The sequence below is a fragment of the Bradyrhizobium sp. TM233 genome (assembly GCF_036247965.1).
Classification (GTDB): Bacteria; Pseudomonadota; Alphaproteobacteria; order Rhizobiales; family Xanthobacteraceae; genus Bradyrhizobium; species Bradyrhizobium ottawaense.
Map to the genome: position 1 here is coordinate 117,192 of NZ_BTIG01000020.1, position 18,866 is coordinate 136,057.

General features: G+C 64.6%; 13 protein-coding genes and 1 tRNA gene. 3 read left to right on the forward strand and 11 right to left on the reverse strand.

Going from position 1 to position 18,866, the window contains the following annotated elements:
* Positions 1 to 172 precede the first annotated feature (172 nt).
* Entirely contained in the window at positions 173 to 1,864 is a 1,692-nt protein-coding gene (locus tag AABA86_RS29195) for a Na/Pi cotransporter family protein (protein WP_338309260.1), read from the forward strand.
* 9 nt (positions 1,865 to 1,873) lie between these two features.
* On the opposite strand, the gene AABA86_RS29200 is transcribed toward AABA86_RS29195, so the two are convergent.
* The 6 genes from AABA86_RS29200 to AABA86_RS29225 all read right to left on the reverse strand — a co-directional run bounded on the left by AABA86_RS29200 (position 1,874) and on the right by AABA86_RS29225 (position 13,101).
* Positions 1,874 to 2,212: a lipid-A-disaccharide synthase N-terminal domain-containing protein gene (locus tag AABA86_RS29200; RefSeq protein WP_018323154.1), complete on the reverse strand. Its 339-nt coding sequence runs from the start codon at positions 2,210 to 2,212 to the stop codon at positions 1,874 to 1,876.
* Complete coding sequence (locus AABA86_RS29205) at positions 2,209 to 2,976, reverse strand: glycosyltransferase family 2 protein (protein WP_212244168.1); 768 nt, start codon at positions 2,974 to 2,976, stop codon at positions 2,209 to 2,211. The genes AABA86_RS29200 and AABA86_RS29205 overlap by 4 nt, the downstream gene beginning before the upstream one ends.
* Positions 2,977 to 3,039: 63 nt before the next feature.
* A complete protein-coding gene (locus AABA86_RS29210) occupies positions 3,040 to 3,885 on the reverse strand; it encodes a phosphatase PAP2 family protein (RefSeq protein WP_338309261.1) in 846 nt (281 codons plus the stop codon).
* A 1-nt stretch (position 3,886) separates the two neighbouring features.
* Entirely contained in the window at positions 3,887 to 5,629 is a 1,743-nt protein-coding gene (locus tag AABA86_RS29215) for an ArnT family glycosyltransferase (RefSeq protein ID WP_338309262.1), read from the reverse strand.
* A gap of 51 nt (positions 5,630 to 5,680) precedes the next feature.
* Positions 5,681 to 7,891 (reverse strand): penicillin-binding protein 1C, encoded by a 2,211-nt coding sequence (gene pbpC, locus AABA86_RS29220; protein ID WP_338309263.1) that lies wholly within the window; start codon positions 7,889 to 7,891, stop codon positions 5,681 to 5,683.
* 5 nt (positions 7,892 to 7,896) lie between these two features.
* Positions 7,897 to 13,101 carry an alpha-2-macroglobulin family protein gene (locus tag AABA86_RS29225; protein WP_338309264.1) on the reverse strand — a complete coding sequence of 1,735 codons (5,205 nt, stop codon included), beginning with the start codon at positions 13,099 to 13,101 and terminating at the stop codon, positions 7,897 to 7,899.
* 407 nt (positions 13,102 to 13,508) lie between these two features.
* On the opposite strand from AABA86_RS29225, the gene AABA86_RS29230 reads away from it, so the two are divergent.
* Positions 13,509 to 13,585, forward strand: a tRNA-Arg gene (locus AABA86_RS29230).
* A gap of 1 nt (position 13,586) precedes the next feature.
* Here the strand turns inward: AABA86_RS29230 and AABA86_RS29235 are convergent.
* The 4 genes from AABA86_RS29235 to AABA86_RS29245 form a co-directional block, all read right to left on the reverse strand.
* On the reverse strand, positions 13,587 to 14,684 hold the full coding sequence (locus tag AABA86_RS29235) for a tyrosine-type recombinase/integrase (protein WP_338309265.1): 1,098 nt from the start codon (positions 14,682 to 14,684) through the stop codon (positions 13,587 to 13,589).
* Complete coding sequence (locus AABA86_RS29240) at positions 14,681 to 14,821, reverse strand: hypothetical protein (RefSeq protein ID WP_338309266.1); 141 nt, start codon at positions 14,819 to 14,821, stop codon at positions 14,681 to 14,683. The genes AABA86_RS29235 and AABA86_RS29240 overlap by 4 nt, the downstream gene beginning before the upstream one ends.
* Before the next feature lie 32 nt (positions 14,822 to 14,853).
* Positions 14,854 to 15,189, reverse strand: a complete 336-nt coding sequence (locus AABA86_RS34670; protein WP_445083495.1) for a helix-turn-helix transcriptional regulator — start codon at positions 15,187 to 15,189, stop codon at positions 14,854 to 14,856.
* A gap of 110 nt (positions 15,190 to 15,299) precedes the next feature.
* On the reverse strand, positions 15,300 to 16,037 hold the full coding sequence (locus AABA86_RS29245) for a hypothetical protein (RefSeq protein ID WP_338309267.1): 738 nt from the start codon (positions 16,035 to 16,037) through the stop codon (positions 15,300 to 15,302).
* A gap of 590 nt (positions 16,038 to 16,627) precedes the next feature.
* On the opposite strand from AABA86_RS29245, the gene AABA86_RS29250 reads away from it, so the two are divergent.
* Positions 16,628 to 17,056, forward strand: a complete 429-nt coding sequence (locus AABA86_RS29250; RefSeq protein WP_338309268.1) for a hypothetical protein — start codon at positions 16,628 to 16,630, stop codon at positions 17,054 to 17,056.
* 728 nt (positions 17,057 to 17,784) lie between these two features.
* On the opposite strand, the gene AABA86_RS29255 is transcribed toward AABA86_RS29250, so the two are convergent.
* Positions 17,785 to 18,033 (reverse strand): hypothetical protein, encoded by a 249-nt coding sequence (locus AABA86_RS29255; protein ID WP_338309269.1) that lies wholly within the window; start codon positions 18,031 to 18,033, stop codon positions 17,785 to 17,787.
* Positions 18,034 to 18,866 lie beyond the last annotated feature (833 nt).

Below are 18,866 nucleotides of genomic sequence, written 5' to 3' on the forward strand. Positions count from 1 at the left end.
TCACAAGGCATCTCGACTGCGGACGCGCCAACGCACGCCGCGGCGGACGCGCACCACGCGCCGTGGGAACGTGCAGCTGGCGTAAACGTTAACGCCAACGCGCCAACAAAGGGTTTGAACCTCAAGCATTTGGCGCTAGCCTCACCAATCGACTCCAATCCGGACACGGAGCATGGGAACGTTGGTTCTGCTCGATCTGATGGGCGGCGTTGCGCTGTTGCTGTGGGGCCTGCACATGGTCCACAGCGGGATCTTGCGCGCCTTCGGTCCTGACCTCAGGCGGCTGCTGGGCAAGGCGCTGAGCAACCGCGCCAGCGCCTTTGCTGCCGGCCTCGGCCTCACCGCGCTGCTCCAGAGCAGCACCGCGACCGCCTTGATCACGAGCTCGTTCGCGGCCGAAGGGCTCGTCAGCCTCGCCGCTGCGCTCGCCATCATGCTCGGGGCCAATGTCGGCACGACGCTGATCGTGCAGGTGCTGTCGTTCAACATCGCAGCCGTCGCACCGGTGCTGTTCGTGCTCGGCCTCGTCGCCTTCCGCTCCGGCCCGCGATCGCGGATCAAGGACATCGGCCGCGTCTGCATCGGCCTCGGCCTGATGCTGCTCTCGCTGCACATCCTGCTCGACACGCTGGCGCCGGCTGAGAACGCACCGGGCGTCCGCATCGTGATGTCGGCCATCACGGGCGATCCAATATTGTGCATCGTCATCGCCGCCCTCGTCACCTGGGCAGTGCATTCGAGCGTCGCCAGCGTGCTGCTGATCATGTCGCTGGCCTATTCGCAGTTCATCACGCCTGACGCGGGCCTGGCGCTGGTGCTCGGGGCCAATCTCGGCAGTGCCGTCAATCCCGTGTTCGAGGGCGCCAGGCGTGACGATCCCGCGAGCTACCGCCTGCCGGTCGGCAATCTCGTCAACCGCGTGATCGGGATTGCCCTCGTGCTGCCCTTCCTGGGCGCGATCGCCGAGCACATGCACGCCTGGCAGCCCGATCTCGCCAGGATGACGGCGGCTTTCCACATCGCCTTCAATGTCGGCACCGCCGTCGTCTTCATCGGCCTGCTCGACGCCATGTCGCGCCTGTTGACACGCCTCCTGCCCGATCGCGTGCAAGAGGCCGATCCGGCCCGCCCGCGCTATCTCGACGAGACCGCGCTGGAGACGCCGTCACTGGCGCTTGCAGACGCCGCGCGCGAGACGTTGCGGATGGGCGATCTCGTCGAGGTCATGCTGCGCAAGGTGATGGCCGCGATGATGACAGGCGACCGTGCGCTGGTCGACCAGGTCTCCAAGATGGACAATTTCGTCGACGGTCTCGACGAGGCCATCAAGCTCTACGTGACCAAGCTGATGCGGGGCAGCCTCGACGAGAGCGAAGGGCGGCGCGCGATGGAGATCATCTCCTTCGCCATCAACCTCGAGCATATCGGCGACATCATCGACAAGAGCCTGAGCGAGCTCGCCACCAAGAAGATCAAGCGCCGCTTCCAGTTCTCGGCCGAGGGGGCCGAGGAGCTCGCCGCCTTCCACAAGCGCACGATGGACTCGCTGCGGATCGCCTTCGGCGTCTTCATGTCCGGCGACGCCAATGAGGCGCGCAAGCTGCTGGTGGAGAAAACTGCACTGCGCAACACGGAGCTTGCCGCAGTCGAGCGCCACCTCGACCGCCTGCGCGAGGGCCGCCCCGAAACCATCGAGACGACCTCGCTGCATCTGGACGTGCTGCGCGACCTCAGGCGTATCCACTCGCACATCTGCTCGGTCGCCTATCCCGTGCTCGACGCAGCCGGCGTGCCTTATCGCAGGACCGAGGCGGAGACAGCGGCTCTGCCAGCCTCAGGCGCGGCATCGGCGTTGCCGCGCTAAAACCTGGGCTCAGCGATCGAGCGTCTTCGAGGCGCGGCCGCGGTTCTTGATGATCAGCATGATGTTGCGGATATAGATGATGGTCGCCAGCGACTGTCCGAGGATGATCACCGGCTCGCGCTTCACGACGCCGTAGACCAGCGTCATCAGCCCGCCGCCCATCGAGCAGAACCAGAACGCCATCGGCACCACGCTGTTGCCGGCGCGCTCGCTGGCGATCCACTGCACCAGGAATCGCGCCGTGAAGAACAGCTGCGCGACGAGGCCGAACGCCAGCCAGAAATCGAACTTGGCGACGAAGACGTCGTAGAGATAGTTGCTCAGCGCCTGACCGTATTGAATGATCATGCGTTCACCTCAGTCACATCTGGTGTCGGCTTCTTGCGGCGGATCAGCCACCACACGCCGGCGAGATCCATGATGCCGATCCACAGCCGATCGAAGAAGCCGTAATTGGACACGCCGGAATGGCGCGGCCGGTCGATCACGTCGACATAGGCGATATCGTAGCCTTCGCGGCGGACCAGTGCCGGCAGGAAGCGATGCAGCCCGTCGAAATAAGGCATCATCAGGAAGACCTCGCGCCGGAATGCCTTCAGCCCGCAGCCGGTATCCCGCGTGCCGTCCTTCAGGATGGAGTTGCGGACACCGTTGGCCACGCGCGACTGGAATTTCTTGAAGCCGGTATCCTTGCGTCCGACGCGCTGCCCCGCGGCGAGGCCGACGCGCCCTGCTCCCTTCTCGACCGCCGAGATCAGGTCGGGCAGGAAGGCCGGATTGTTCTGGCCGTCGCCATCGAGCGTCGCCACGATCGCCCCGCGCGCCGCACGCACGCCGCTGCGCACGGCCGCGGATTGGCCGCCTGATCTGGCGTGGCGAAGCTGGCGCAGATTGCTCCGCTGCGCCATGATCGCTGCGAGGCGTTCGCCGGTCGCATCGGTCGAGCCGTCGTTGACGTAGATGATCTCATAGGCCCAGCGGCCATCGAGCGCCGCGCCGATCTCCGCGATCAGCGGCGCGATGTTGTCGGCTTCGTTGCGCACGGGAACGACGATGGAAACCGAGGGCTGGGAAACCCAAGGCTGGGAAACCGAAGGCTGGGACGACGACAAATCGAGGCTCGTGGTTGGAATGGGCCTTCCCGGGGAACCGGCGGCCCCGACAGGCAGCCGCTTTTATGGGGCGGATGCCCCGCGAGCAACCCCTTTGAGATGGCCCGAAACCGCCCCTGCAAGCGGCACAATGGTGCCATCGGCGCAGATGGCGAAGCCCAGCCGCCTGGCCGCGAACCAATAGCGGACCGCCATGGCGCCGACCGTGCCGACCAGGGCGCCGGCCACGACGTCGCTCGGGTGATGCGCGACCAGCACCAGACGCGTCAACAGGATCACGATTGCGTAAGTGAACATGAACACGCGCAGACGCGGCCACAATGCCGACACGGCAAACGCCAGGGCGAACGCTGCCACGGCATGGCCCGACGGCAGACTGGCATAAGCCCCCGTCCCCTCGAACGGCATGAAGTTGAACGGATTGGCCTTGCCGCCGACAAACGGACGTCCGCGGCCGATGATATATTTCAGGATCTCGGCAACGAAGGCCGAGACGGCAATCGACAGAAACACAAACTGCAGCCGTGTGCCGAGACCGAGGAGCAGCGCGCGCCGTCTCCCGTGAAGTCCCGCCGCAACGAGCGCCAGCAGGACCAGCACGCCCCCGAGCACCGAGAGCAGATACTCGTCCTTGCCGAAATCGGTGAGGATGCGGATCGGCCACAGGCTCGGCGTGCCGCGCGCCGGCATCAGCTGGATCTCGGTTAGGTCGAACGCGAGCATCAGCGCAATGACCAGGGCCGCGCCCGCCGCACTGAGCCACAGCGAATGCCGCGCCAGTTTTCGCGCGGCCTCTGCGCGGCGCGAATGCGAGGGCGTGCGAACGAGCTGCGCAAGCGCGCGGCCCGACACGGCGAGCAATTGCGCGGGATAGCCCGGGCGCGGCGCGGGGCTGGTCGAGGCCGGCATCCTATTCGGTGCCTTCCGAGCGGAAGATCGAGATCGAGATCGCGCGTCCTTGCGAGAAATTATAGCCGTCGATGCGGGTGCCGACCTTATAGCGCAGCCCGATCGCCTCGGCACGCTGCACGAAGCTCCGCTCCGAACGCTGCTCGATCAGCGCAAAGCGGCAGCTGCCCTGCCTCAGGAAGTCGGCCGCGCCCGACCCGTCCGTGAGCACGGTCTGCGTGCCCGTCAGGAAGACGAGGCTCGGCTCGTGATAGCCGGCCGCGGCCGCCTTCGGCCCGACGCAGGTGACGTTGCGCAAGGCGCGCGCGACCTCGATGCTCGGAAACAGCGGCGTCAGCGACGGCAGCACGATGCCATACACCACCACCGCCAGCATCAGGGCCGCGACCAGCGCGTTGAGCAGCGAGCGCTCGGCGCGGTTGTTGTCGTAGAGCCACCAGGCGAACAGGCCGAAGATCAGCGATGCCGCGATGAATGGCCAGGCCACAAAAGCCGGCTGCCGCGTCAGCATCACCGCGCCGACCACCGCGATGATCGAGGCGGCCGCGGGGATCGCGAACCACCAGGCCGAGCCGCGCATCAGCCAGGAGCGCGACAGCACGCGCCGCTCCACCGCACCGGCCGTGAGAATGGCGATCGCCGGATATAGCGGCAGCACGTAATGCGGCAGCTTGGTCAGCACCGCTTCGAACACGATCCAGGACGGGATCAGCCAGGCCAGCAGAAATTGCGCGCCGGGCTCCCGCCGCGCCCGCCACACCGCGGGCGCCGCCATCGCCGCTAGCGGCGCGCCCGGCCAGAACGTGATCCAGAACAGCGCCAGATACATGCCGGGCGGCGCGCCGTGGGATTCCTGGGCGCCGATCTTGCTCAGCATGTCGCCGCCGACGGAATCGGCGAAGAAGGCATCGCCCGCGCGCCAGAAGATCGCGACGAACCAGGGCAGCACCAGCACCAGCATCCACATCAGGCCCCAGACCGGACGCAGCTTCCACAGCCAGGAGGCATCGCGGTCCTGGATCGCGAGCGCGACGATGGTCAGCCCGGCGAACATCAGGATCAGCGGCCCCTTGATCAGGATGCCCACCGCAAGCGCGGTCCAGAAGATCGCGGGCCAGCTCCAGGGCGGATGCGTCTCGTCCTCGGCGCGCTGCCAGGAGAGGTAAGCCCGCGCCATCGCCCCCATCGCGGCGGTCACGCAGAACAGCAGCATCGCGTCGGTCTTGGCGAGCCGCGCCTCGACGCCGAGCAGCACGGAGGCGCACATCATCAGCGCCGCCAGCACCGCGGCGCGCCGCGTGACGAAGCCGAGCGCGGCCCAATAGGTCATGAGCACGGCGCCGATCGCTCCGAACAGCGACGGCAGCCGGTACACCCAGATCCGCAATTCGGCCTTCGGCAGCTTCAGCGCCGAGGCGGCTTCGACCGCAACCGATTGCAACCAGTAGATGCCGACCGGCTTCTTGTAGCGGACGTCCTCCTGGAAGCGGATGTCGACATAGTCGCCGCTCTCGACCATCTGCTTGGTGGCCTGGGCGAAGCGCGCCTCGTCGCGATCAACAGGCGGAATCGTGAAGAAGCCCGGCAGGAACAACAGCAGCGCGCACAGCAGCAGGAAGGCGACGGCACGGGCTTGGCTGGCCGTGGCGATGTCGAGCATGAGCACGAGCCGGCTGCCCGGATTCACGGGCGATTTCGGCTCGCGGGGCGCTCCAAAACGGGGGCTGGGAAAGGTCTCGGCCATTGGTTCCGCTTACGCTGAAACCGCCATTCCGACAACCGGTTAAGGCCAGGGTCATTGAATTCGAATGACGACTGTGTCCGCGGCGCCCGTGGCGTCGATCACGGTGAGCCGCGCAAAGCCCGGACCGGGCGGATCGATCAGGCGCTGGCGGCGTCCGTCAATCTCGCCGAGCGCCGTACCGTTAACCATGACGGTCATGGGCAGCACCCCGCCGGCGACCTTGACCGGCATCGCGGCGCTGTCCTGCCCCCCGGAGCGATCGACATCGATCCGCGAGCCGTTCAGCGGAAACTGGATGTGCAACGCCTGCTCGCGGCCGGTCCGAACCAGCTCCCCGACTGGACGGAACCGCTTCAGCGGCAACGGCAGCTTGGCATTGCCAGCAACCAGGGTTCCCTTAGGCGGCTTCGGCAATGCGGCCAGCGTCTTGCCGCTGCGGGCGAAGGCGTCGAACAGGATTGGCGCGGCGGCGACGCGCCCGATCAGGCCGGGAACCGGCGCACCGTCGGGCCGGCCGACCCAGACGCCGATGGTCATCCGGCCGTCGAACCCGACCGACCAGGCATCGCGATAGCCGTACGAGGTGCCGGTCTTGAAGGCGATGCGGTTGTGAGCGGCATTCTCCGGCGGCGGCGTTCCCAGCAGCACGTTGCCGACCTGCCAGGCCGCGACGGGGTCCAGCAGCCGGAGCGGCTCGCGGTCGTCCTTGTCAGCCATCACCTCGCGCAGCGGCCTCGTGGTGCCGAGACGGGCGAAGCCGGTGTAGAGTTGGGCGAGATCCTGCAGCGTCACGCCGACGCCGCCGAGCCCCATGGCGAGCCCCGGCGCTTCGTCCTTGGGCAGAACCAGATTGCCGCCGGCCTGCCGCAGTCGCGACGCCAGCCGGCTCGATCCGACGCGATCGAGCAACACGATCGCCGGCACGTTCAGCGAGAGTTGCAGCGCCTTCTTCACGGGCACCGTGCCCTGGAAGGTCATGTCGAAATTTTCCGGCGCGTAGGAGCCGAAGCGGACGGGACGATCGTCGATCAGGCTTTCCGGATGAACGAAGCCGTCCTCGAAGGCGAGCCCGTAGATGAAGGGTTTCAGCGTCGAGCCCGGCGAGCGGATCGCGCGGGTCATGTCGACCTGCCCTGCCCGGCTCTCGTCGAAATAATCGGCCGACCCGACGCGGGCGAGCACGTCCCCGCTCTCATTGTCGACCACGATGATGCCGACCGAGATGTTAGGTCCGAGCGCAATGGCGCGGTCGCGCGCCAGCGGCTCCAGCACCTTCTGCAGATTTGCGTCCAGCGTCAGCTTGATGACCGGCGTATCCTTGACTGTCGACAGCGCGGTGTCGGACGCATGCGGCGCCAGGATCGGCATCGGCTTGCGCAGCTTTGGCACGGGCACGGCCTTGGCCTGCCTTGCGTCGTCGGCGCTGACCACCTGCTCCTCGACCATGCGGTCGAGCACGCGGTCGCGCGCCTTGCGCGCGGCCTCGGGATGGCGATCGAGCCGGCGCGTCTCCGGCGACTGCGGCAGCGCGACCAGCAGCGCGGCTTCGGCCAGCGACAGGCGTCTCGGCTCCTTGCCGAGATAGCCGATGGAGGCGGCGCGGATGCCTTCGAGATTGCCGCCATAAGGCGCGAGCGCAAGATAGAGGTCGAGGATCTGCTCCTTGCTCATGCTGCGCTCGATCTCGATCGCGCGCACCATCTGCCGCAGTTTTGCGTAGAGCGAGCGCTGCCGCCGTGGCTCCATCAGCCGGGCCAGCTGCATGCTGATGGTCGAGCCGCCCGAGACGATGTGGCCGCGCGTTACGAGCTGCAAGGCGGCGCGGCCGAGCGCCAGCGGGTCGAGACCGTTGTGTCCGTAGAAGCGCTGGTCCTCATAGGCGAGCAGCAGCTTGAGATAGGTCGGATCGACATTGGATTTGGCATCGACCGGCAGCCGCCAGCGGCCGTCTGCCATGGCGTAGGCGCGCAGCAGCTTGCCGTTGCGGTCGACGATGGTGGTGGAGACGTGCCGGGCTTCGTCGAGCGGGAGAGGCCCGAGGGAGTAGACCCAACCGACGAAGCCGACGATGGCGATGATGAAAGCGAGTGCGAAGGCTGAGAGGATGCGAAGGGCCCTGCCCCTGGCCCAACGGCCGTCATTCCGGGATGGCCCGAAGGACCAGACCCGGAATCTCGAGATTCTCAGGCGCGCAATTGCGCGCCGTAGTTCGGTGCTGCGCACCGCCCCGGAATGACGAGAGACTTCGTTGGGTTCGCTCATCTCACTCACTTCGCCGCCCGCACCTCGACCGTCCCGGTGCCCGTCCGGCCATAGCGCGAGGGATTGTACATGTCCTCGACATAGGCCTGCGGCAGCACGTATTTGCCGGGCGAAACCACGCGCACGACATAGGCGACGGTGAAGACCGACTTCGAATCCGAGGCCCGGTCGACCGCCGCCGTGAAGCGGTCGTCGCGGAACTCGGTGTTTTCAGGCTCCTCGCCGTCCTCGATCCAGTCCAGCGTGCCGCTGTCGCCCGACGAGACCAGCTTCGGATTGTCGATCTCGAGGCCCGCCGGCAGATAGTCGGACACCATGATGTGGCCGTACTCGGGCTTCGCCTCGGTGATCTTCAGCACCACCGCAAAGCGCTGGTTCTGCTTGACCTTGCTGATGTCGGCCGGCTTGCCGTCGAGCGTGAAGTAGTTGCGCTCGATCTTGAAGCCGTTCGACGCCGCTGGCTCCGGCGTCACCGGCGAGCCCGACACCGAGACCACGGCCTGCACCGGTGCATCGCCGGTGTTGGTGATCTTCAGCGGCTTGCCCTCCAGCGTCGCGGCCTTGTAGCTGCGATAAAGCGCGGTCTTGACCGGTTGGCCGTCCACTTCCATGGACAGGTTCTCCTTGGCCAGCGCGCGCGCCGCCAGCACCAGCCATGCATTCTCCTGCGTGGAGGTGTAGGGCGTCAGCCCGCGCGCGGTCTCGACCCGCGACACTGCCTGCGTCAGCGTCGCCTTCGGCGCGTTGCCTTCGCTGGCCAGCGACACCAAAGCTGCGGCATCGCGAAGCTGCGAGCCGTAGTCGGTACGGCCGAACTCCAGCACGGGCTTTGGCGCGAGGCTGTCGAGCGCGGCGCCATAGACCCGTTCGGCGCGGTTGCGGTCGCCGACGAGAGCGAGCGCCGCCGCGAGCTGCGACTTCGCGATCGGGGTTGCGAGGTTGTTCAGCTTGGTGTCGGCAAGATAGCGCAGATCGCCGATCGGCGCTGCGCCGTTACGTGCGAGCACGTAGAGGCCGTAAGCGAGATCGCGCCCGCCGTCCTTCTCCGGCTCGTTGCCGTTGACGACGGAGTTTCTGACACGGTCGAGCGCGTTCTTGAACAGCACGTCCGGCACCGCAAAACCCTTTTCGCGGGCGCGGGTCAGGAAGTCCGTCACGTAGGCGTCGAGCCAGGCGTCGTCGCCGCCGGCCGACCACAGGCCGAACGAGCCGTTGGAGCCCTGACGCGCCAAGAGCCGCTCGATCGCGTCGCGGATGCGCTGGTCGACCTCGGTGTCCATGGCGAGATGCGCACCGGCCGCGAGATCGTTGACATAGAGCAGCGGCATGGCGCGGCTCGTGATCTGTTCTGAGCAGCCATAGGGATAGCGATCGAGCGCTTTCAGGATCGTCGCCGCGTCGAGCGCGGTCGACAGGCTCGCCGAAACCGAGACGCTGCCGGTGCCCGGCACGAGGTCGGAGAACATGTCCGATGTCAGCGTCAGGCTCTCGCCTTTCGCCAGCGTTCGGATCGAACGCCGTGCCAGCACCTGCGTCGCCGCCTTGACGTCGAACGCGTAATGGCGCGCCAGCGTCAGCCCGTTCGGACCCCTGATGTCGACGTCCAGCGTCGCCTGCCCCGCCGCGGTCGCGTCGACCGCAAGCGAGAACGAATTGCGCTGCTTGGCGGCGAGCTTGACCGTGGTCGCGGGATTGCCCGTCATCTTCACGGGGCCGCCGGTCTTCACATTGATGACGTAGTCGCCGGCCTGTCCCTCGACATTGTCGATCTCGAGGTTCACCGTGCCGTGGTCGCCATTGAGCAGGAAGCGCGGCAGGGTCGTGGTGAGCACGACGGGGTCGCGGATCACGACATCGGTGTTGGCGCGGCCAAGCTTGGTCGCGGTCCACGCCACCGCCATCACGCGCGCGGTGCCGGCGAACTCCGGAATGTCGAAGCTGACTTCCGCGCTGCCGTCGGGGCCAACCGTGACGATGCCGGAATAGAGCGCCAGCGGCTTTTGCGCGGGCGGCGAGCCCTGAAGCTCGGCAGCTCCAGCGTCACCGCCGGACTTGATCTGGCCGCGCGTGCCGGACATGCCGTCGATGAGCTGCCCATAGAGATCGCGGATCTCGGCGCTCAGGCGGCGCTGGCCGAGATAGTAATCGTCCGGCGCCGGCGGCTTGTAATTGGTGAGGTTAAGGATGCCGACGTCGACTGCGGCGATGACGATCTTGGCGTCCTCGCCCGGATTGAGCCCGTCGAGCTTGACCGGGATCTTCAAGGTCGCGTTCGGCCGGATCAGCGCCGGCGGCGACAGCTTCACCTGCAAGGTGCGGGTCTGCTTGTCGATGCCGAACCATTTCAGGCCGATCGCCCGGCCCGGCATGCGCTGGGCGGCTGCATCGAGCGGACGGCGCAGCGTCGCCACCACGTAAGCGCCGGTGCCCCAGTCCTTGCCGACCGGAAGCTTCACCTGGGCAGTGCCTTCCTTGACGTCGATGGTCTGCGTCGTCAGCAGGCGGTCGCCGAGCACGTTGATGGTGAGCTTGCCGGCGCTGCGGACGTTGACCGACACCGTCATGGTGTCACCGGAGGCGTATTGCGGCTTGTCGATCGAGGTCTCCAACAGGTCCGGCGTGTCGGCGCTGCCGTCGGAATACCAGCCGACGTCGAACTGCACCGAGGTCACGGGGCCATCGGCGTCGTTCGACTTCACATCGAGCCGGTAGCGGCCGGGTTGAGGACTGAGCGAAATCCGCGCCGGCTTGTCGGCGGCAACGGTCACATCACCGTCGGCGACGCGCGAGGTCGATTTGACCGGCTCGTACTCCCAGTAATTGTTCTGGCGATACCACTGGTAGCGCGACTCCATCTTCAGGAGCTCGTAGCGCAGGCCGTCGCGGCGCAGCCTCTCGCCCTCGGGCGAGACGAACAGGACGTCGAACTCGGCCTTGTCCCCCTCGGCGACGTTCTTGTCTGCGAATAGCGGCTTGACGCCGATCTGCGCCGCGGTGGGCGCGACCGGCAGCACGAGCTTGCGCTCAACGGCGCGGCCGCCGGTCTCGACCATGCGGACGAAGATCTGCGCCTCCTGCGGACGGGTCGAGGCTGGCTGCTTGTCCAGCGTGACCGGGAAGGTCGCAACGCCGTTGGCGTCGGCTTCGGGCAGGTTCTCCAGCGGCGTGCGTTCGTTCGAATTGGTCTCCTCGTCGGCAACACCGAACTGGTAGCCGGCAAATCCTGGGCGTTCGCTCGCGGGCGCGACCAGCATGTCGCCTTCGAGCTGCAGGCCGGACGCGGGCGCGCCATAGAGGAAATGGCCGTCCGCCTTAAGCTCCACTGGAGCGTTAGCTTTGATCAGCTTGTCCTTGGCGGACAAGTCGAATTCGATCCGATCAGGGACGTAGTCCTCGACCATGAAGGTGGTCTCGCCGACCGAGGAGCCCTTCGGGTCGGTGAAGGCGCGCGCCCGCCACGTCCCGGTCGGCACGGCCGAGTTGAGCGGCACGGACAGCGTACGGCCGCCGGCGCCCTGGTCGGCGAGCACCGCGCGTCGGTATTCGACGCCATCAGGGCGCTCGATCACGATCGTGAGCGGCCCGCCGCTGACGGCATTGCCCTGCCCGTCCCGGAGCAGCGCGGTGAGATAGACGGTCTCGCTGGAACGATAGACGCCGCGCTCGGCATAGACGAAGGCATCGGCACCTGCAGGCACGGCGCGGCCGGAGACGCCGCGATCGGACAGATCGAAGGCGGAGGACTTCAGGCTGAGGAAGGCATAATCGGCCTTCTCGCCCGTGACCGTCAGCATCGCCGGCGACAGACCGCCCTCGCCGCGCGCAAGGCCCGCCTCGAACAGCACATGGCCGCTGTCGTCGGTCTTGCGCGTCGCCAGGATCTCGTTGTTGCGGGCAACCAGCCGGACCTCGGCCTTGCCGACCGGGTCGGTCGAGGCCAGCGAGTTCACGAACACGTGGATACCGTCATTGCCGGAATAGGCGGAAACGCCGAGATCGGAGACGATGAACCATTGCGTAGCGAGCTGGTAATCGTCGTCCGAACCCGGGCCCTTGGCGGCCGCCGTCATCACATAGACGCCCGGCTGGAGCTCGCCGAGCGCCTGGTCGACCGGAAATGCCGTGGTGACGTCCTGGTTCAGCGTCATCGCGGTCGCGAGCTCGCCGGTCCAGACCTTCACGCCACGCTCGTCGCCGAGATCGGAGAGCTGGTATTTCGACAGCGTCTTCTGGAAGTCGCTGTCGACCACCGTGTTGATCAGGTTGCGGTCGCCGATCCGGAAGACGTTGATGTTGACCGCGGGCGTATTGACGCTGACCACGGGAATGCCGCGCTGGCCGGTTCGGGGCAGTACATAGGCCCGGCTGGTGAAGCGCACGAACGGCTTGCGGTCGCGCACATAGACGTTGAACTCGGCCGATTTCGGCAGCCCCTCCTTCACGGTGGACGGCAGGCCGGCGCGCAGATTGATGTTGTAGCGCTCGCCGTGCTTCAGCCCGTCGACGCAGAGCTGCTTGCCTTCGGCCGACAGCGCCGGCTTGTCCTGGCCCGCCAGCGCCAGGAACGGCGCGAAGTCGGTGCGTTTGGCCAATTCCTCGGAGAACTGGAAGCAGGCGCGCGGGCTCGCCGAATCCGAGTCCACGGTATAGTCGAGCAGCCGGAAGCCGTGCTCGTCGCGCATCTTCTCATATTGGCCGCGGACGTCGGCGACCTCGCGCATGTCGAGCGACAGCCGCAGCGAATCCAGGGCCGGCCGCCACAGCTTGCGTTCCGACAGCGACTTGCCGAGCACGGCGAGGGCGTCGGCCTCCTCGCCGGGATTGCCGGCGCGCTGGTAGGCGATGTAGGCCGCGGTCGAGGCGCGCTCCAGCAGGAAGGTCTGCTCGCTCGAGCTCTTCGGCGAGATCTGGAAGATGACCTTGGCGAGCCGCAGCCAGTTGCCGGCGTCCTCCGGCGTGGTCGCCGCGATCTGGCCGAGCACCGACAGGCCGGTGCGATAATCATTGCGCCGGAAGGCGGCGTCCGCGTCGGTGCGCAGCGTCGCGTTGGACTTGGCGACCGGCCCCGCCTCGCTCTTGATCTGGGCCTCCAGCTTGATCGCGGAATCGGCGAGGTCGTCGCGCTTGAACGCCTTGTCCGCGGCATGCGCGGCGGTGAGGCCGAGCGCCAGCGTGGCGCAGAGTGTGACGGCGCGAACAAGACCGATCATGATGGACTCCCGGAAATCGCGGACAGCCGCCCGCAGGCGGCATGAAATGCGCGGAAAGGTGACGGACTCAAGGCGATGGAACCAAAGGTGCAAATCGTCGCATTCGCCATGGAAAGGCAAGCCCAGAGGAGACCGATCAAGATACCGCCGCGCACGCCGTCCTGATGGCGCAGCACTACCTGACCCGTCGACCGGCGGCCACATCCCGGAAGCTGGCCAGCGTTCCCGGCGATGTGATCCATCGTCCAGTCCGCCGCCGCTCAACCCGGCACCCTGACATGCCACCGTCTCGCTTTGTCGCGGCTCTGAGGAAAACGGTTCGGTTCAGACTTGGCGAAAGACGATATTTTTCATATTTGGCATGGTAGATGAACAGCCGGCCTCGAAACGGAGGCTGGCGCAGCGACGGTCCCATAGCTCAACTGGATAGAGTAGCGGATTTCTACTCCGCGGGTTGCAGGTTCGAGTCCTGCTGGGATCGCCACTCACGATTTCACCCTCTTATTTTTCAGAGACTTACGAGACTTTTTGGCAAACGGGCTCTGCGGTTTGCCAATTCCTGTTCCTGCTCTGACCTTGTCGGCTGCGCTCTCAGCGAGGCGAATACGATTCGCCTCCTCGATGTAGCGCTGCGCTTCGGTGATGGTCTTCCAGCCGAACCAAGCCATCAATTCGGGAGCGGTTGCACCATTCAGCGCATGATGGATGGCCGACGCCTTGCGCAGGCCGTGCGCCCTCCCCGGAACCTCAGCTTCCTTGCATCGATCAGCGAACCAATTGCCGAAGCCGGCCGGTGTGAACTGCTCGCCAAACTCGGTTGTGAGAAACGCCAGATTGTCTGTCGACGGATGCAGCTTCAGCTCCGCGAGAAGATCGGGCAGCAATTCAATATCGAACTGCACGCCTGTTTTTTGGCGACGCATCGAGAGCTTTCCGCGCCTCACGTGCTGGCGGCCCATCCGAACCACGTCCGATCTCGCGTGTCCGGTCTGCAAGAGCAATTCCAAGGCGAGGCGCGCTTTGGTTCCCGGCTTGTGACGCTTTCGATACTGAACGATCTCGTCTTCGGTCCAGGTGTGGAAGCCCCCCGTCTTTTTCATTTTCAAGCGCTTCACCGTCAGCAGCGGATCCACCTTGATCATGCCCAATGACACGCAATGGTCGATGAACCCGCGCATCGTCTTGATGAAGTTGCGCTGAGCAGCCGGCTTTCTTGAGTTGACGATATTCTGGAGCGCCTGTGCGTGCATCATCGCGATTCGCTTGTCGCCGTGCTCGTTCCGGAAACGCTCCAGGATCGCCCGGCGATTGCCTTGCGTGCTCTTCGCTAACGACGTGAACGGGCCACACTGATAGTAGCTGATCAGCGCGGCATTAACGGTACCGGCGACAGTGCGACTTGCTCCGAGCGGCGGCGCCTCCCAGTCGGCATTAAGAGCCTTCTCCCGAGCCTCCATGAATTCTGGAGACCATGGCAGTCCCGGCAGCGGTATGCGCTTTCGCCCGGGAACGCGGAGATAAAACCGCGGCGTCCCGTCATGGTCCATGAAGGCATGCGTGTACTTTGGGTATCGCTTCTTCACCGGACCTTGTCCCACTCGTTCGGCTCATCCCCGATATCGGGCTCGCCGGTGACGATGACGATCCGTCCCGACTTGTCGACTTCAACCCGCCGGACCGATTCTCCAGCCGCACGCACCGCGCGGACAGCGCGAGTCACATCCTGTTGCCGGAATGAGGACGGCAGTCGGCTCATGCGGCAGCCTCTGCCGAAGGCGCGCGCCACCCCTCAGGATCGGCCTGCCACGCGTCGATATCTGATTTTCGATAAACGGACTTTCGGCTCGAAATCCGAATGCGTCGCGGAAAGCGGCCTTTCCGCTCCAGGCGCCATCGCGTGCTATCACAGAGCGGAACGAGCTCGTCGACTTCAGCGAAGGAATAGAACCAAGGAACGATACTCACGGGTGCACCTCCGAACGCGCAATTCGCCGATTTTGGCGAATATCTCTCGTTCTTCAGCTTCTCCCCCCGGAGAGGACCAGGAAGCGGTACCGCTTCCGTCGCTATAGGGCCAATATTCGGCATGTGAAGGCAACAGCAATTTGAGTTACACACAAGCCGCCCACAGCGATTTCGGATTTTGTTTCACGTTTCACGTGGATGGCCCGCCGGCTCATTGCCGGCGGGCCTCGCGATTATGCAAGGCGAGCGACGGCCTCTGCGAGCGGCTTGCCTAGAATTAAGACGCCTTGGTGCCTGTTACTGCCGTCCTCCGTGCTCACGTAGGCACAAAGAACCCGCGCCAGCACCACCGCGCCGGCCTGCGTTTTCGGCTCGATGGAAGCAACCGCTCTGGCGAGATCGTCAATCGCTTGAGAGGCCAAGAAGGCGGCCCCCCTCGCCTCCGGCAGTCCCGATCGTTCGATGACTGCAGCGCGCTCGCTTTCATAACGTTCCGCGAGTTCGATCATTCGCTTAACTGCCTTCCCGAACGAGGTGCGGCCGTCGCAATGTATGATCCCGGCCTTTATCTGATTTTTCAGCGCAGTCGCGTCGACGATCTTCTTCGGCCGGGCCGCTCTCGATTTGCCGTCGCCGTCGACGACGAATCCCCGGGGTAACGGATTGTCGTCAACGTCCCTCAGTTCGTAGGAACAGCCCGCCCAAAAGTGGGAATAACAAACAATCTCCTCTGGGGGCTCTGGTACGAGGGACTGCGCGAGGGCCTTGGCCTTGGCCAGCCTGGCAGTTGCCGCCGTGTGTGCCTCAACAAGGCCATCCAGGTGCCGGCCGGCATCAAGCAGCGCCGGGTGCTCCTCAGGCGCCGCAAGCGCGGCCGTCAGTGCGATGGGGGTGGCTGCGCTGGCGCCGGCCAGTACCCCCGCGGCGCGTCCCAGGAAGCCCCTGCGGCCGATTTTGACGGGGCTGCTCATGCTGACACTCCTTCGTCACCGTCCAGCTCGAGCTCGGTCCGGACGTAGATGTCGGTCTGGTCAAGGAAGGCGATCAGCCGCTCGATCTCAGTGGACGCCTCCTCCCTGAGTTGGGCGACGGCCTTGAGTGCCCTTCGGCGGTTCAGCTGCTGTCGAGCGAGTCCGGACGGAATGGGTGCGCAGGCGCTCCCCGCTGCGGGCGGAAACATAGGTCTAGCGAGTGTCATGGTGGTTGGCTTTCTAGATGGCTGTTCAAGGCCGTTGCCGGTGGCGGACCGGCAGCCGGGAGTTGAACACCTGCTAGAAACAGGCGGATGGCCTTTAAGCTTTCGCTCTGGACATAGCGCACCCCTCCCGGCCATAATGGCCAGGTCGGTGCACCCGCCAAGGTGCATCCAGCATCAGACCCCGCCAAGGGTCCATGCATTCGGCACGCTTCCGACGCCAATCGGTGGCACGCCTATCCTAGTCCGGGTGTTCAAGCCCACGGACACTTCACCACTGATTTGGTTAAAATTCAATTCCCCTTTGGGGGCGCTTCCGCGCGCCCACAACCCGCGGTAGGCTCTCCCCGGGTTCGGGGGGCAATTATGAGAGCGCTGATCGCGTTATTTTTGGTTGTACTCGGCGTTTTGTGGCTCTCTCGGTCTCCGGATGACCGGTCGCAGGCCAACAAGGTTGCCGAGGCCAGAAACACCGATGTCGACCGCTATATCGCGCAGCAGCAACGCCTCTTGAGCGTCAAGATTTCGAAATTCTCCTGGCAGAAGGGAGGATTTGACAATGTCATGCTTGCGACGCTTACGATCGAGAACACCAACGATTTTGCGGTGAAGGACGTGGACGTTAGGTGCGAGCACACAGCCAACAGCGGCACCCTGATCGACGCCAATACCCGGACGATTTACGAAGCCATCAAACCCAAGAGCAGCAAGACCGTGCGCGGCTTCAACATGGGTTTCATTAACACCCAGGCTTCTCGGTCGTCATGCCACGTGACGGGCTTCGTGAATGGATAAGCTAAGTATAGTCGCCGATCGGAGAGGGTTCGCGTCAAGGTCATGGAAATGTCGAAACGACGGTGGATCTTCCTGCTGGTTGCCCTAGTGATTGTTGGCTCGATCGTCGCGGGCACACGGTACTATCTAAGCAAATGCCATGGCATGGACGCCTGCTCGGCCGCCGAAGCCGAGAGCCATGAACGGGATAAACCAAGCGAGCCGCAATAATCGCCCCGCGTCGGGGTATTGCGTGCTGGGACACGCAGGAACGTTTGTTGCCGCGACGCGTCCTTAAGGCATCGATCCCGTTGCTTGTGGATCAGCCCAATGGACACAGTTGTCGCCTATGGGATCTCGGCCTTTATCGTCGGCTTTGGCATCGGGATCTTCATTGCCGGCCTAAACTCTGGCGCGCCAGCTTTGTGGGCCTGCGTCGCCCTGATCCCCGTTGCGATCGGGCTCCTGAGCGCTCTCGGTCCCAAATAGCAAATCCGTCCTCTTCAGGGGCGCTTCGGCGCGCTTCTTGCCAAGGAGAACTCCAAGGCATGGAGGCGTGCGCCGATGGCACAGCATATTCGTATTCCTAAACAGCCAAGCCCCAGTTTGGAGCAGATCGCTCGCAGGCTGGTCAGATTGCTGGATGCGATCGGGGAGCTTGAGAACCTCCGAGAAAGGGTTCAGGCGGCCGAGGCCGCGAGGGTCCTGCACTAGAGATTGAAGCCTTAGGACCCACGGCTGCTTGCGTATCAATCCCAAAGGCCGCGGCTCACGTAGTCTCCCCTGGTGCCGGAGCCGTCGTCGTAGAGCGCCTCGTCCAGCGAAACGAGAGGACTATCGCCAAACTTTGCATATTTGGTCGGGAACATACGGTGGAATTCCGCAACATAGGCTTTGATGCGATTGGGCACGTTCTCTCGCTGTAATCCGCCGCCTAGCAAGTCCTCGAAGATGCGAGCAACGATATCGTCGCGATGCGGATTGCTTTCCGGGATCATGCCTCGGATCTTATAATAGTCGTTGTTGTCGTCGCGGACGGAGGATGTCCGAACCCGCGTCCATCGAATATTCTGTCCTCGACTATTATTTCCCGAAATTGCCTCTCTAACCAAGAGGTCGAACTCCGGATGAAGTCTCCTAGGTAGAAGACGTTTGGTCGAACCAGAACGAGACCTCGATCAATTTTTCCACCCCCAGTGGGACGCCCATGGCATATCTGCGCTAGCGAAATCCCGCGCCGCAGACTGTCCTTGATCTTTTCCAGTACAGGCAAAATAGAGTGAAGGGGCGGATTGTTCGCATGGTGTCGCCAGCACGCCAAGCACGCACGTCTACCTTTGTGGATCATAATGTTGTCACCCGACATCGGGTGAAGACCCTTAAGACACACCTCCTGCGTCTTCTTTCGCTTGGCGGCGTTGACCGATTTTAACAGATCAGCGGCCTTGGCGTTGGCCTTCGCCAAGCGCATCGCCTCTACAGCCCACTCTGGGTGCAATTCACAGTGTTTCTTGAAGCGGCTCGGCGTAACGAAAGCTGGCCCATGTCTCTTGTCACCCGATGTGATCCGCCGCAGCGAGTGGCCTGCAATCAATCTCCGCATGAATTCGGCAGCGAGCTCAGGCGTCATGCCGGGAGGGACGGTCATCCACCTCCGTCTGGCAGCGCTACGCTCCTCATGCGATCGAAATTTTTGGACACGGGACATGCTCGCCTCCACATGGCGCGGAATTGCGCTGCGGAAGGCGGCTCCTGAGTCGCGGCGGGGCAAGGGATCGTTCGTGACAATCCACTGGCAGGACGAGTGATCTAGTCCTTTAGTCCGGTGCAC